The sequence below is a fragment of the Plastoroseomonas hellenica genome (assembly GCF_018129085.1).
GTDB classification, from domain to species: domain Bacteria; phylum Pseudomonadota; class Alphaproteobacteria; order Acetobacterales; family Acetobacteraceae; genus Plastoroseomonas; species Plastoroseomonas hellenica.
In genome coordinates, this window is the sequence record NZ_JAAGBB010000022.1 from 77192 (window position 1) to 91906 (window position 14715).

The 14715-nt window shown below is 68.5% G+C and carries 14 protein-coding genes and 1 tRNA gene; 7 read left to right on the forward strand and 8 right to left on the reverse strand.

Features of this window, described 5'->3' with window-relative positions; genetic code table 11:
- Window positions 1-33 precede the first annotated feature (33 nt).
- Both GXW71_RS18515 and ppa read right to left on the reverse strand, forming a co-directional pair.
- Window positions 34-2160, reverse strand: a complete 2127-nt coding sequence (locus tag GXW71_RS18515; protein ID WP_211854035.1) for a sodium-translocating pyrophosphatase — start codon at window positions 2158-2160, stop codon at window positions 34-36.
- 120 nt (window positions 2161-2280) lie between these two features.
- Window positions 2281-2811, reverse strand: a complete 531-nt coding sequence (gene ppa, locus GXW71_RS18520; protein ID WP_211854036.1) for an inorganic diphosphatase — start codon at window positions 2809-2811, stop codon at window positions 2281-2283.
- A 130-nt stretch (window positions 2812-2941) separates the two neighbouring features.
- On the opposite strand from ppa, the gene GXW71_RS18525 reads away from it, so the two are divergent.
- The 4 genes from GXW71_RS18525 (at window position 2942) to GXW71_RS18540 (ending at window position 6560) form a co-directional block, all read left to right on the forward strand.
- Window positions 2942-4129 (forward strand): E22 family MetX-like putative esterase, encoded by a 1188-nt coding sequence (locus GXW71_RS18525; RefSeq protein WP_211854037.1) that lies wholly within the window; start codon window positions 2942-2944, stop codon window positions 4127-4129.
- Window positions 4130-4172: 43 nt separating this feature from the next.
- Window positions 4173-4245 (forward strand) — tRNA-Ile (locus GXW71_RS18530).
- A gap of 93 nt (window positions 4246-4338) precedes the next feature.
- Window positions 4339-6018, forward strand: a complete 1680-nt coding sequence (gene ettA / locus GXW71_RS18535; protein ID WP_211854038.1) for an energy-dependent translational throttle protein EttA — start codon at window positions 4339-4341, stop codon at window positions 6016-6018.
- Window positions 6015-6560, forward strand: a complete 546-nt coding sequence (locus tag GXW71_RS18540) for a GNAT family N-acetyltransferase (RefSeq protein ID WP_211854039.1) — start codon at window positions 6015-6017, stop codon at window positions 6558-6560. Before ettA ends, GXW71_RS18540 begins: the two co-directional genes overlap by 4 nt.
- Here GXW71_RS18540 and GXW71_RS18545 read toward each other — a convergent pair.
- From GXW71_RS18545 to GXW71_RS18560, 4 genes are all read right to left on the reverse strand, one after another.
- Window positions 6553-7158 (reverse strand): hypothetical protein, encoded by a 606-nt coding sequence (locus tag GXW71_RS18545; protein WP_211854040.1) that lies wholly within the window; start codon window positions 7156-7158, stop codon window positions 6553-6555. The two genes, GXW71_RS18540 and GXW71_RS18545, sit on opposite strands and share 8 nt — an antisense overlap.
- Before the next feature lie 120 nt (window positions 7159-7278).
- Entirely contained in the window at window positions 7279-7716 is a 438-nt protein-coding gene (locus GXW71_RS18550) for a cupin domain-containing protein (protein WP_211854041.1), read from the reverse strand.
- A 7-nt stretch (window positions 7717-7723) separates the two neighbouring features.
- Complete coding sequence (locus GXW71_RS18555) at window positions 7724-8359, reverse strand: MlaC/ttg2D family ABC transporter substrate-binding protein (protein WP_211854042.1); 636 nt, start codon at window positions 8357-8359, stop codon at window positions 7724-7726.
- Between the two features lie 35 nt (window positions 8360-8394).
- A complete protein-coding gene (locus tag GXW71_RS18560; RefSeq protein WP_211854043.1) occupies window positions 8395-9192 on the reverse strand; it encodes an MlaA family lipoprotein in 798 nt (265 codons plus the stop codon).
- Window positions 9193-9348: 156 nt separating this feature from the next.
- On the opposite strand from GXW71_RS18560, the gene metF reads away from it, so the two are divergent.
- Complete coding sequence (gene metF, locus GXW71_RS18565) at window positions 9349-10290, forward strand: methylenetetrahydrofolate reductase [NAD(P)H] (protein WP_211854044.1); 942 nt, start codon at window positions 9349-9351, stop codon at window positions 10288-10290.
- Window positions 10291-10304: 14 nt separating this feature from the next.
- Here metF and GXW71_RS18570 read toward each other — a convergent pair whose 3' ends face one another.
- On the reverse strand, window positions 10305-10826 hold the full coding sequence (locus GXW71_RS18570) for a hypothetical protein (protein WP_211854045.1): 522 nt from the start codon (window positions 10824-10826) through the stop codon (window positions 10305-10307).
- A gap of 58 nt (window positions 10827-10884) precedes the next feature.
- The gene (locus GXW71_RS18575) at window positions 10885-11346 is read right to left on the reverse strand and encodes a hypothetical protein (RefSeq protein ID WP_211854046.1); all 462 of its coding nucleotides are present in this window, start codon (window positions 11344-11346) and stop codon (window positions 10885-10887) included.
- 192 nt (window positions 11347-11538) lie between these two features.
- Here GXW71_RS18575 and GXW71_RS18580 point away from each other — a divergent pair, with 192 nt between their 5' ends.
- The gene (locus GXW71_RS18580; RefSeq protein WP_211854047.1) at window positions 11539-13773 is read left to right on the forward strand and encodes an ATP-dependent helicase; all 2235 of its coding nucleotides are present in this window, start codon (window positions 11539-11541) and stop codon (window positions 13771-13773) included.
- Window positions 13773-14690 (forward strand): 50S ribosomal protein L11 methyltransferase, encoded by a 918-nt coding sequence (locus GXW71_RS18585; protein ID WP_211854048.1) that lies wholly within the window; start codon window positions 13773-13775, stop codon window positions 14688-14690. Before GXW71_RS18580 ends, GXW71_RS18585 begins: the two co-directional genes overlap by 1 nt.
- Window positions 14691-14715 lie beyond the last annotated feature (25 nt).

Here is a 14715-nt window from a genome sequence, read left to right on the forward strand (position 1 = left end):
GCCCGGCGTCTGAGGGCAGACAAAAAACTGCTGTTAGCTATGCGCCAGCATGGCTAGCAGGAGCAAAGCCACAATATTCGTGATCTTGATCATCGGGTTCACCGCCGGGCCGGCGGTGTCCTTGTAGGGGTCGCCTACCGTGTCGCCGGTGACCGCCGCCTTGTGGGCGTCCGATCCCTTGCCGCCATGGTGGCCGTCTTCGATGTACTTCTTGGCGTTGTCCCAGGCGCCGCCGCCGGTGGTCATCGAGACCGCGACGAAGAATCCGGTGACGATCACGCCGAGCAGCATGGCGCCGAGCGAGGAGAAGGCGGCTGCCTTCCCGGCGATGGCGTTCACCCCGAAATAGACCACCAGCGGCGCCAGCACCGGCAGCAGGGAGGGGATGATCATCTCCTTGATCGCGGCCTTGGTGAGCATGTCGACCGCGCGGCCGTAATCGGGCTTGTCGGTGCCCTGCATGATGCCGGGCTTCTCCCGGAACTGCCGCCGCACCTCTTCCACCACGGCCATGGCCGCGCGGCCGACCGCGGTCATCGCCATGCCGCCGAACAGGAAGGGCAGCAGTCCCCCGAACAGCAGCCCGACCACGACATAGGGATCGGCCAGCGAGAAGGTCAGGTTCCCCATGCCCGCGAAATACGGGTAGGTCGCCGCATTGGCCGCGAAGTAGTTCAGGTCCTGGGTATAAGCCGCGAACAGCACCAGCGCGCCGAGGCCGGCCGAGCCGATCGCATAGCCCTTGGTCACCGCCTTGGTGGTGTTGCCGACCGCGTCCAGCGCGTCGGTGGTCTGGCGGATCTCCTTGGGCAGCCCCGCCATCTCGGCGATGCCGCCGGCATTGTCGGTGACCGGGCCGAAGGCATCGAGCGCCACCACGAAGCCGGCCAGCGCCAGCATGGTGGTGACCGCGACGGCGATGCCGTAGAGCCCCGCCAGGTTGTAGGTCACCAGCACGCCCGTGATGATGATGAGCGCCGGCACCGCCGTGCTCTCCATGCTGACCGCGAGGCCCCGGATCACATTGGTGCCGTGCCCGGTCACCGAGCTCTCGGCGATTGCCTGCACCGGGCGGTAGTTGGTGCCGGTGTAGTATTCGGTGATCCAGACGATCGCCGCCGTGACGGCCAGGCCGACGACGCCGCACCAGAACAGCGCCATGGCGCCGAAGGTGACGCCGCCCGCGGTGATCGGGCCGGTGCCCCACATCAGGAAGGTCAGCGGCAGCAGGGCCGCGAGCGACAGCAGCCCGGTCACCACGAAGCCGCGATACATGGCGCCCATGATCGACTGGTTGGCCGGCAGCTTCACGAAATAGGTGCCGACGATCGAGGTGACGACGCAGACCGCGCCGATCGCCAGCGGATAGAGCATGCCCTCCGCCATCCGCTGCTCGGATCCTGCGAAGGTGATCGCGGCCAGCACCATGGTGGCGACCATGGTCACCGCATAGGTCTCGAACAGGTCGGCCGCCATGCCGGCGCAGTCGCCGACATTGTCGCCCACGTTGTCGGCGATGGTGGCGGGGTTGCGGGGGTCGTCCTCGGGGATGCCGGCCTCGACCTTGCCGACCATGTCGCCGCCGACATCGGCGCCCTTGGTGAAGATGCCGCCGCCGAGGCGGGCGAAGATCGAGATCAGGGAGGCGCCGAAGCCCAGCGCCACCAGCGCGTCGATGACGACGCGGCTGTTGATCGGATGGCCGCCGATGACCACCAGGATGAAGAAGTAGACGGTGACGCCGAGCAACGCGAGACCGGCGACCAGCATGCCGGTGATGGCGCCCGACTTGAAGGCGACGTCGAGGCCGGCCGCCAGCGAGCCGAGCGCCGCCTGGGCGGTGCGCACATTGGCGCGGACCGAGACGTTCATGCCGATGAAGCCGGCGGCCGCCGACAGCACGGCACCGATCAGGAAGCCGATGGCGACGGTGATGCCGAGCCGCCAGGCGATCAGCACGACCAGCACCACGCCGACCAGGCCGATCGTGATGTATTGCCGCTTCAGATAGGCCTGGGCGCCTTCCTGGATCGCCTGGGCGATCTCCTGCATGCGCGCCGAGCCGGCGTCGCGCCCGAGCACATCCTTGGCGGTGAGCACGCCATAGACGATGGAGAGCGCGCCGAGCGCGATCGCCACCAGCAACCACAAGGTCAGCAAGACGGTATTCTCCCCCTCAATTTTTCCGGGCCGGCCGTGGCGGAGGACATGCGTCCTTCCGCCGGACCCGGTTGAGGGGAAGCCTAGGCAGGCTTCCGCATAGCGCGCAACCGGCTCAGATCACTCAGCCTTTGCCCGCTCCACAGCCTCGGTGATCAGGCGGCGGGCCTCGGCGGCGTCGCCCCAGCCCAGGACCTTCACCCATTTACCGGGCTCCAGGTCCTTGTAGTGCTCGAAGAAGTGCTTGATCTGATCGAGGGTGATCTGCGGCAGGTCGGTCACCGTCTTCACGGAATCATAGCGCTTGGTCAGCTTGCTGGACGGCACCGCGATGATCTTCTCGTCCATGCCGCCATCGTCTTCCATGCGCAGCACGCCGACCGGCCGGGCATTGATCACCGCACCCGGCAGGATCGGGCGGGTATTGGCGATCAGCACGTCGATCGGGTCGCCATCCTCGGAGAGGGTATGCGGCACGAAGCCGTAATTCCCGGGGTAGCGCATCGGCGTGTAGAGGAAGCGGTCCACGAACAGCGTGCCGGAGGCCTTGTCGAGCTCGTACTTGATCGGCTCGCCGCCGATCGGGACCTCGATCACGACGTTCACGTCCTCCGGCGGGTTCTTGCCGATGGGGATGGCGTCGAGGCGCATGGGATGGCTCCAGTCCGGTAAGGTATGCTGCGCCGCCGCATAGCAGCGGGCCCGCCATGGCGCAATTTCCCGGCGGCCCGCCCGGTCTGATAGGCTCCGTATCGAAACAAGCTTTCTGGGGGAGAGTTCCATGAAATTGCGCCTGACGGTGCTCGCGCTCGCCGCGGCGCTGCTTCTGCCGGCCGTATTTCCAGGCCAGGGGCCGCGGGCGCAGGAGCCGGTGCAGAAGCAGGTCTTCGAAGCCGGCAGCTACCGCACCCGCGGCGGCGGGACCATCGCCAATACCCGCGTCGGCTACCAGACCGCGGGCCGGCTGAACGAGGCGCGGGACAACGCCATCCTCATCACCCATTTCTTCAGCGGCAACAGCCACGCCTTCGGGCGGCTCGGCGGTCCGCAGGGGCCGGTCGGCTACTGGGATGCGATCATCGGGCCGGGCCGGGCCATCGACACCGACCGCTACTTCGTCATCTCCTCCGACACGCTCGTGAACCTGAACGTGCCGGACCCGAACACCGTCACGACCGGGCCCGCGACCCTCGATTCGGCGACGGGCCGGCCTTACGGCCTGACCTTCCCGGTGGTCTCGATGCGCGACTTCGTGGAGGTGCAGAAGCGCCTTCTCGACCATCTCGGCGTCAGGCGGCTGGCGCTGGTCGCCGGCGGGTCGATGGGGGCGCTCCAGGCCATGGAATGGGCTGCCGCCTATCCGGAGATGGTGGCGCGCGTCATGCCGGTGATCGCGCATGACATCGATCCCTGGAACCTCGCCTGGCTCGACGTCTGGGAAGCGCCGATCCGGATGGATCCGAACTGGCGCCAGGGCGATTACTACGCCCAAGGCCGACAGCCGCCGCTGGCGGGGCTGGCGGAGGCGCTCCGGATCGTCACCCTGCAGTCGCGGGACCGGCAATGGGCGCGTGGCCTCGGCATGCGCCCAGCCGAGGGCAACGACCCCGCGCGCAACCTGCTGGACCGCTTCGCCATCGAGAAATGGCTGGACGACGCGGCCACGGCCCGGGCGCGGACCTCGGACGCCAACTCCTTCCTCTATTTGGTGCGGGCGAACCAGCTCTTCTTCAACGAGTATGACAGCCCGGAGGCCGCTTTCCGCCGCAGCCAGGCGCGCTGGCTGGTGGTGCCGACCGCCAATGACCGCGTCTTCCCGATCGAGGGTGTCAGGGAGATGGTGGAGACGCTCCGCCGCGTCGGCCGCCCCGTCGCGGTCGCGGAGGTGGCGGGGCCGCTCGGCCATCTGAACGGGGTCGCGAACATGGGCCCGCTCTCCGACCGCATCCGAGCGTTTCTGGCGGAGTAATCCGCTTGCCGCCTTGTGATTCGCGCGGCAAGGAGAGGGGGACGGGCCTGTAGCTCAATGGTCAGAGCGGACCGCTCATAACGGTTTGGTTGCAGGTTCGAGTCCTGCCGGGCCCATGCCCCGCCGCTTTCCCGGCGCCTGTCACGCTTGTCGCCTCGCGCCCCGGCGCTTAGAACGCGGCGAACCCCCGCATCGCAGGTCCCTCCGCCATGGCCGCCTACCAGTACGCCTATGTGATGAAAGATCTCACCAAGTCCTATCCGGGCGGGCGCGAGGTCTTCAAAGGCATCACCCTCTCCTTCCTGCCGGATGTGAAGATCGGCGTGCTCGGCCCGAACGGCGCCGGCAAATCGACGCTGATGCGCATCATGGCGGGGCAGGACAAGGAATTCGGCGGCGAGGCCTGGGCGGCCGAAGGCGTGCGCGTCGGCTACCTGCCGCAGGAGCCGCATCTCGACCCGGAGAAGACCGTCGGCGAGAACGTCATGGAGGCCTTCGCCGATCTGCTGGGCTGGCTCGCGCGCTTCAACGCCATCTCGGAAGCCTTCGCCAACGAGATGTCGGAGGACGAGATGAATGCCCTGCTCGCCGAGCAGGCGGAGCTGCAGGAGAAGATCGACGCGGCGAATGGCTGGGAGCTGGAGCGCACCGTCGACATCGCGCTCGATGCGCTGCGCTGCCCGCCCTTCGACAGCCCCGTCACCACGCTTTCGGGCGGCGAGCGCCGGCGCGTCGCGCTCTGCAAGCTGCTGCTCGAGAAGCCGGAGATGCTGCTGCTCGACGAGCCGACCAACCACCTCGATGCCGAAAGCGTCGCCTGGCTGGAGAAGACGCTGCGCGGCTATCGCGGCGCGGTGCTGATCGTCACCCACGACCGCTACTTCCTCGACAACGTGACCAACTGGATCCTGGAGGTCGATCGCGGCCGCGGCATCCCCTATGAGGGCAATTACTCCGCCTACCTGAACGCCAAGCGCAAGCGCCTGGCGCAGGAGGAAAAGGAGGAGAGCACCCGCCAGCGCCAGCTCGCCGAGGAGCAGGAATGGATCGGCCGCAGCCCGGCCGCCCGCCAGGCCAAGAGCAAGGCGCGCATCCAGGCCTATGAGGAGCTGCTGACCAAGAGCCAGGACAGGGCGCCCGACCCGACCGAGATCCAGATCCCGCCGGCGCCCCGCCTCGGCAATACCGTCATCGTGGCGGACGGCATCCGCAAGGGCTACGGCAACCGGCTGCTGATCGACGACCTGTCCTTCAAGCTGCCGCCCGGCGGCATCGTCGGCGTCATCGGCCCGAACGGCGCCGGCAAGTCGACGCTGTTCAAGATGATCACCGGCGTGGAGACGCCGGATGGCGGCACCATGACGATCGGCGATTCGGTCGAGCTCGGCTATGTCGACCAGAGCCGCGACAGCCTGGATGACACCAAGACCGTCTGGCAGGAAATCTCCGACGGCATGGACCTGATCACCATGGGCAAGCGCCAGGTGCCGTCGCGCGCCTATTGCGCCGCCTTCAACTTCAAGGGCGGCGACCAGCAGAAGCCGGTCGGCGTGCTCTCGGGCGGCGAGCGCAACCGCGTGCACCTGGCCAAGATGCTGAAGAAGCCGCACAACGTGCTGCTGCTCGACGAGCCGACCAACGATCTCGACGTCGACACGCTGCGCGCGCTGGAAGAGGCGCTGCAGGACTTCGCCGGCTGCGCCGTCATCATCTCGCACGACCGCTGGTTCCTCGATCGCCTGGCGACCCACATCCTCTCCTTCGAGGGCGACAGCCATGTCGAGTGGTTCGAGGGCAACTTCGAGGCCTATGAGGCCGACAAGCGACGCCGTCTCGGTGCGGCGGCGGACCAGCCGCACCGGATCAAGTACCGGCCCTTGCAGAGATGAGCGGAGGCGGTCTGCCCGGCGCCCATGCGGGGCCGGGCCGCATCCTGCGCACCGCGCGGCTGATGCTGCTGCCGCCGGGGCAGGAGAACCTGGCCGACCTCATCCGCCTGAAGGCCGATGTGCGCGTCTTCGACCTCATGCTGCACGGCGTGCGCACGCCGGACCGCACGCGGGAGGAGCTGGAGGACGACATCGATTTCTGGGCGGTGCGCGGCTATGGCACCTGGTGCGTCTTCCTGCGCGATGCCGGCGATTTCCTTGGCATCTGCGGGCTGATGGAACGGCCGGACGGGCGCGGCGTCGCGCTGCGCTATGCGCTCTGGCCCGAATGCCGCGGCCACGGCTATGCGCGGGAGGCGGCGCGCGCCGCGCTCGATTTCGGGCATCGCGCCGGCCTGCCGCGCATCATCGCGGTGGCGCGGGACAGCAACATCGCCTCGGTCGAGGTATTGACCGATATCGGCATGACCCCGGCCGGCGAATTCCAGAACCAGGGCAACCGCATGCTGGTTTTCGAGAGCCGCGGCCCGGCGATCAGATAAGCTGCTTCGCGAAGACGATGGTCGAGGTCCCGGGGGTGATGCCCTGCACATAGAGCGACCAGCCGTCGCCGCGGCGCACGCCCAGGATATTGACGTGGTGCAGGCCTTCGTAGTCGACGCGGGTGTAGAAGCGCACTGCGCCGGCGTCATTGGTGAAGGGGGCGTTCGCGGTGGTGAGCGTCACGCCAAGGTCCAGGCCGCGATTGGTGCCCGCGGGCAGCACGGCGCGCGTCGGCTCGATATGGGCGCAGTGCATGTTCCGCTTGTCGGTGGAATACATGAAGGCGCAGCTCGTCAGCATGCCCGTCACCATGATGTCCTCGCCGACATTGGGCAGTTGCAGCCCGTCGATGCCCGCAGCCAGTGTGTCGCGGTTGCGCATCGGGACGCTGACGGCGCGGAAGGCGTGGCTGTTGGCCTGCGGCAGGCCATCGCTGATGCGGAATATATCGTGCTGGTCAGCCTGGGCGCGGGCATCCTGCGCGATGGTGAAATTGCCGACGCCAGTGGTCTTGGAACCGATGGTGATGACGGTCGTCCACAGGAAGCGTTGGGTGGTGGGACCGCGGATAAAGCCCAGGACTTCGGACGGCGACATCGCTGCTCTCCCGTTTGAGAAACGGAACGTCCTACGCGCGGAGCGGGAGAGCAAGCGAAATTGCACAGCTCAAAGTTGTCACACTGACCTGACGGTAACCGTCATTCACAGGCCGGCCGGTCAGGCGGCGCCGATATACTTGATCCCGTGCTCGGCCGCGATGCGCATCAGCGTCTCGATATCGTCCGGCGCCTCGCCGGTCGGCGGCGCCGTGGTGCCGATCGCGCGGAAGAAGCGCAGCACCGAGACGTCCATGATCGCCAGCATCACCGCCGGCGCGGAGCGGATGTTGCGGTAGCAATGCGGGGCGTCGGGCTCGACATGGAACATGTCGCCCGGGCCCGCGACGCATTCGCCGTCATCATCGCGGAAGCGGACCTCGCCCTGCAGCACCCGGAAGATCTCGGCGCTGGCATGGCTGTGCAGCGGCACCCCGCTGGAAGGTGGCACTGTGATTTCCACCATGTGCCAGTCGGTGCCGGGGATCGCGCCGCGCAGCACGACGCTGTCGCCCAGCAGGTAGATGGTCTCGGCCTCGCGGGCGGTGAGGAGGGCCATGGCGAGCTCAGCGTCCCTCGCGCGCGGCGAGCTGCGCGATCTGCTGGCGCATGGCGGTGAGCAGCGAGCCCACCTGTCCGCCATTGCGCTGGATGACCGATGAATATTCGCTGCGCGTGGTCAGCCGCAGCGAGGTGCCTTCGGCGATCACGTCCACGACCTTGAGCTGCCCGCCGCCCAGATCCGCCACTCGCCAGTCGAGCGAGAAGCTCGGGCTGTTCGGACGCTCGACGATGGTGTTGACGAGCACGTCCTCCTCCGTCCGCTGCTGGCTGCGGCCCATGGTGAAGCGTACGCCCTGGTATTCCCCGAAGCGAGCCGAGAGGTTGCGGATGATGATCTCATCGAACAGGCGAAGATAGTCCTGCTGCTCCTGCGGGCTCGCGGTGCGCCAGTAGCGGCCGAGGATGAAGCGGCCGGTGCCTTCGATGTCGATGGTCCGGCGCAGCACGGCGGCCACCCGCTCGCGGCGCTGGGCGACGCTCATCCCGGTGTTGTTCAGGGCGCTCACCAGCTCCTGACCGGCGGTCTCGATAAGGCTGGCGGCGCGGGCGGTATCGACCGTCTGCGCCAGCGCGGTGCCCCGGAACAGGGCGGGAAGGGCGAGCACAGTGGCCGCCAGGATCAGGTCGCGTCGGGTCATGCCGTGCATGATGGGTTCGTTCGTACCGTGTTTCATCAGGGGCGGGGCTGGAATCCGAAGCCGCGGCCGAGGCCCGAAGGGCCGCCCTCGGCGCCGGCATCGGCGTCCCGGTTGCGGATCTGCGCGGAACGGCGCTGGCGATAGCCGGAGCGGATGGTGGCATAGGGGTCGAGGGAGCCCTGCCGCAGCCCATCGACGGTCTCGATCAGCCCTTCGCGTGTATCCAGGACCGTCAGCCCGACCCGGGTCCAGTTCAGCGCGTCGACGATCGTGCCCTGCCCGAAATAACCGACGGGGTCGGCGGCGAAATCGACCCCGGTGCCGGCCAGGTCACGCGGGTTTGAGGGGCCGAGCAGAGGGATGAAGAGATAGGGCCCTTCGCCGACGCCCCAGACGGCGAGCGTCTGGCCGAAATCCTCGGTATGCCCCGGGACCCCCCAGGTGCGGCTGAGATCGAACACGCCGCCTAGCCCGAGCACCGTATTGACCATGAGGCGGCCGAGCGTGATGCGCGCGCGATCGCCTTCGCCCTGCAGCAGGTCGTTGAGCAGGGTCACGGGGCTGCGCAGATTGGCCAGCGCATTGCCGATTCCGGTGCGCACCGGCCCCGGCACCACGGCGCGGTAGCCGCGCGCCGCCGGTTCCAGCACCGCGCGGTCGATCGCGTCATGCACCTCGTAGGAGACGCGGTTCGTGGGCTCCAGCGGGTCGTTGTTCTGTTCGTACTCGGCGACCGCCTCCCGATCGGAGGGGTCAGGCCGGGTCGCGCAGGCGCCGAGCAGCAGGAGGAGGGACAGGCCGAGGGCCTGCCAAGGGGAGGGAGGGCAGCGCATGGACCGCTCGCATAGCATCTTTCTGGACCGAGGGAATGTATCGCGTCGTTTCGGTGTATTAGCAGGCGGACCTGACATGGGCCTGACGAGCAGCCTTGCAACGGCGGCGCGAAAGCGCCACTCACGGGGCATTGTCGCCCGAGCCGGTGGAACGCCATGGACCTGCCCAGCCACGATCATGCTCCCGGTACCCTGCAGCGCTGGCTGACCGGCCCGCGCGTCCCCGGGCTGCCGAACCTGGCCGAGCTGCCGCCGCCGCGCCTTTCCTTCGAATTCTTCCCCCCGAAGACCGAGAAGCTGGAGGAGCAGCTCTGGGCCTGCATCCGCCGGCTGGAGCCGCTGGCGCCGCGCTTCGTCTCCGTCACCTATGGCGCCGGCGGCACCACCCAGGCGCGCACCCATGCGACCGTCTCCCGCATCGTCGCCGAGACCAGCCTGACCCCGGCCGCGCACCTCACCTGCGTCGGCGCCACCCGGGCCGAGGTGGACGAGGTCGCGCGCGGCTATTGGGCGGCGGGCGTGCGCCATATCGTCGCGCTGCGCGGCGATCCGCCGGCGGGGCAGACCGTCTACGAACCGCATCCCGGCGGCTACGACTATGCCGCGGACCTGGTCGAGGGGCTGAAGCGGATCGGTGATTTCGAGATCTCGGTCGCCGCCTTTCCCGAGACGCATCCGACGGCGCTGTCGGCCGAGCAGGACCTCGACAACCTGAAGCGCAAGATCGATGCCGGCGCGACCCGGGCGATCACCCAATACTTCTTCGACACCGAGACCTATCTGCGCTTCCTCGACCGCTGCGGCGCGGCCGGCATCACGGTGCCGATCGTGCCGGGCATCATGCCGGTCACGAACTTCGTCCAGGTCAAGCGCTTCTCCGCCATGTGCGGGGCCAGCGTTCCGGACTGGATGGGCAAGCTCTTCGAAGGCCTGGACGAGGATCTGGAAACCCGTCGCATGGTTTCCGTCGTGGTCGCGGCCGAGCAGGTGCGGCTGCTGCAGGCGAATGGCGTCGACGAGTTCCACTTCTACACGCTGAACCGCCCCGACCTCGTCTACGCCATCGCGCATCTGCTGGGGGCACGGGCGGCGCGGTAGCGCCGCCCCGTCACTCACAGCCCCTGATAGGCCGTGAGGTCCTTCAGGTAGGTGGCGGAATCAGGGGCATAGGGCGTGCGGGCGCCGATCACGCGCACCGTCAGGATCGGCGCCGGGTTTTGCTTCGTGCCGCCGGCGAGGCGGTAGATCTCCCACAGCGCCTCTGCCGAATCCGTGAGCTGCCCGCCATAGATCCAGCCGATGCCGACGCAGCCGAGCAGGTCCGAGGGAACCTTCGCGCGGTGGAACAGGATCCCCGCGCGCTTCATCTTGGGCGGCTTTTCCTTGCTGTCGGGGTCCGGCACCATCTGCTTGTGCCAGGGGTTCACGACGGGGCCGCGCTTCGCGTCGATGTACATGCTGGAATTCGGATAGGTGCCGGCGTCGAGGGCGACCTTGCCCAGGCGTTCGAACCCTTCCCAGTAATGGCCGGCGATGTCGATGATGCCGCAACGCGCATGGTGGGTCGCGTTGCCGCTCTTCTCCTCGACATAGGTGCCGGAGCGTTCCCAGGTGATGACCTTGGCTGCCGACATGGCCTGCACTCCCGCGTTGGGATGGGAGCGGCAGCGTCGCGCCGGCGGGACGCGCAAGTCAATTCTTTTCCGAAACTAAATGCGGGGAAGAGCCGACCTCCGCCTTGATCTCCAGGATCAGGGCGATGAAGCCCCGCGCCGTGAGAGGAGGCTGTTCGACTTCGGCAGACCTGTCCTCACTTGGCCGCCCCAGCCTTTCGCCGAGCCAGGAGAGCAGCCGCCCGACACGCAGGGGATCGCGTCGCGCGAGCGGGCGGCTGATGCCCAGGGGATCGAACGCGAAGGCGATCACCCGCGCCAGGATGGCTGAAAGCGGAACACCGCCCTCTGCATCCGAGGCGAAGAACCGTGCATAGGGAAAGCGGGGCAACTCCCTGTCCGGGAGGCCGAGCAGGCGGAAGGCGTCGACGATCAGGTATTCGGCGTCCTCGTCATCGAAGCCGCCCGGACCGTTGATCCGAGCGTCTGGGGAGAAGGGCTTCCGCAGGTCGCCGAACCGCTCATGGATCAGCGCCAGCAACCTGGCCTCATCCGATGCTGCGCCTGACGGATCCATGCACTGGCCTGCCGCGTCATCTCCGCGACGATCAGGACGCGCCGCACAGGCCGTGTCAGCCTTCCCGTCGTCATTTCGGCGCGAGCCGGGCATAGGCCGGCCGCAGCAGGAAGGGCGGTGGGACTGGCAGTTGGATGTGTTCGCGGGGTGTTCTATATGGCGCCGGTGTCCGCGCCAAACCTCCCCCAGCCCGATTACCTGTCCCGCCTGAACCCGGAGCAGCGTGCCGCGGTCGAAGCGGTGGACGGGCCGCTGCTGGTGTTGGCCGGCGCCGGCACCGGCAAGACCCGGGTGCTGACCACCCGCTTCGCCCATATCCTGATGAGCGGCCGCGCCCGGCCCTGGCAGGTGCTGGCCGTCACCTTCACCAACAAGGCGGCGCGGGAGATGCGCGAACGCGTCTCCGCCATCCTCGGCCAGCCGGCCGAGGGCCTCTGGCTCGGCACCTTCCATGCGCTCTGCGCGCGCATGCTGCGCCGGCATGCGGCGCTGGTGGGGTTGCAGACCAACTTCACCATCCTCGATGCCGACGACCAGCTCCGCCTGCTGAAGCAGGTGATGGAGGCGGCGCGGATCGACGCCAAGCGCTGGCCGCCCAACGGCACCATGGGCGTGATCCAGCGCTGGAAGGATCGCGGCCTGACGCCGGAGCGGGTGACCGCCGCCGAGGACAGCGACTGGGCGAATGGCGCGGCGCGCGCCCTCTATGCCGCCTATCAGCGCCGCCTGGTCGAGCTGAACGCCGCGGATTTCGGCGACCTGCTGCTGCATGTCACGGAGATCCTGCGCACCAACCCCGACGTGCTGGCGGAATACCATCGCGGCTTCCGCTACATCCTGGTCGACGAGTACCAGGACACCAACCTGGTGCAGTATCTCTGGCTGCGCCTGCTGGCGCAGCGGCCGGAGCCGCTGCCGCGCAACATCTGCTGCGTCGGCGACGACGACCAGTCGATCTATTCCTGGCGCGGCGCCGAGATCGAGAACATCCTCCGCTTCGAGAAGGATTTCCCGGGCGCCCAGGTCGTGCGCCTCGAAAGCAATTACCGCTCGACCAAGCCCATCCTCGCCGCCGCCTCCGCGCTGATCGCGCATAACAGCGGCCGCCTCGGCAAGACCTTGCGTCCCGGCCGCCAGGATGCGGAAGGCGAGCGCGTGCAGGTCCTCTCCCTCTGGGACAGCGAGGAGGAGGCGCGCGCCGTCGCCGGCCGCATCGAGCAGGCGCGGCGCGACGGCATGCCGCTGCGCGAGATCGCGATCCTGGTCCGTGCCGGCTTCCAGACCCGCGCCTTCGAGGAGCGGATGATCGCCCTCGGCATCCCCTATCGCGTGGTCGGCGGCGCCAAGTTCTACGAGCGCGCCGAGATCCGCGACGCCATGGCCTATCTGCGGGTGCTCAACCAGCCCGCCGACGACCTCGCCTTCGAGCGCATCGTGAACACGCCGAAGCGCGGCCTCGGCGACACCGCGCTGCGCGCCATGCACGAGATCGCGCGGCGAGAGGCGGTGCCGCTTTCGACAGCCGCGCATCTGATGGTCGAACGCGGCGAGGCGCTGCGCGGCAAGGCCCGCCAGGCGCTGATGGAGCTGATGCAGGGCTTCGACCGCTGGCGCGCCGCGCTGCCGACCGAAGGCCATGTCGTCACCACCGCGACCCTGCTCGACGAGAGCGGCTACACCGAGATGTGGAAGCAGGACCGTTCCCCCGAGGCGCCCGGGCGCCTCGAGAACCTGAAGGAGCTGGTCCGCGCGCTGTCGGAATTCGAGAGCCTGGCCGGCTTCCTCGACCACGTCGCTCTCGTCATGGAGAATGACGAGAATGCGGAAGGCGATCGCTGCAGCCTGATGACCTTGCACGCCGCCAAGGGGTTAGAATTCGACATGGTCTTCCTGCCGGGCTGGGAGGAAGGCCTGTTCCCGTCCCAGCGGAGCCTCGACGAAGGCGGCGAGAAGGCCTTGGAGGAGGAGCGGCGGCTCGCCTATGTCGGCCTGACGCGGGCGCGCCGCATCGCGATTGTCAGCCATGCCGCGAACCGGCGCATCTACGCGAACTGGACCAGCTCCATCCCCTCCCGCTTCCTCGATGAGCTGCCGGAGGCGCATGTGACGCGCGCCGGCGGCGCAGCGCAGGAGCGGTCCCGCATGGTCAGCGCGCCCTCGGTCTTCACCGCCGGCCCGCTCGCTTCGCGCCGGGCGAGGGTGATCGAGGCCGGGGCCTGGGAAGTGCAGGCGCGGCCGGCGCGGAGCGACGCCTTCGCCGTCGGCGATCGCATCTTCCATCAGAAATTCGGCTATGGGCGGATCACCGGCGTGGACGACGACAAGCTCGACATCGATTTCGAGAAGGCGGGCAGCAAGCGCGTGCTCGACCGCTTCGTGGAGCGCGGCTGATGCGCGCGAGCGCGGCCGGCCCCGGCCTCTCCTTCCGTCACGCCCTGCCGCTCGAGACCGTCGCCGTCGAGGGCCTGCCCGAGCATGCGGTTCCCGCTTTCGAGGCGGCCTTCGAGACGGTCTGCACCACGGTGGGGTACTTCCGGGAAGAGCCGGCCGAGACCTGGCGCGTCGAGGGCGTGCGCGAGCAGGGGGCCGATGACGAGGAGCTGGCCGGCGCACTGGCGCTGGCCGCGCTCGTCTCCGGCATCGAAGCGCCGCCGCTGCTGCGCACCGATACCGAAGCCGAGGGTTGGCTCGCGCGTACCGTGACGGCCTTCCCGGAACAGCCGGTCGGCCGCCGCTTCCTGGTGCGGCCGACGCATCTGCCTGATACCACCACCTATGGCCGGCATGTGCTGCGCCTCGACGCCGGGCTGGCGTTCGGCAGTGGCGAGCATGCCTCCACCCAGGGATGCCTCCGCGCCCTCGAAGCCGTGGCGCACCGCCGTCCCCGCCGCATCCTCGATCTCGGCAGCGGCTCCGGCATTCTCGCCCTCGCCGCGATCGGGCTGTTGAAGCGGCGCGTGATTGCGACCGACATCGAGCCCTGGAGCGTGCGCATCTGCGCGGAGAATGCGCGCCTCAACGCCGTGCCGCATCTGATGCGCGCGATCCTCGCCGATGGCTGGCGCAACCCGGATGTCCGCGCACCCGGGCCTTACGACCTGATCTTCGCCAACATCCTGGCGCGGCCGCTCTGCGCCATGGCGAAGCACCTGGCCGCCAACCTGGCGCCTGATGGCACCGCGATCCTGGCGGGGCTGCTTGGCAGCCAGGCGCGGATGGTGCTGGCCGCGCATCGACGGCGGGGGCTGGTGCTGGAGCGGCGCATTGATGTGGGGGCGTGGACGACGCTGGTGCTGCGGCGGAGGTAGCTTCCGCCGCAGCGCGACCGCGGGG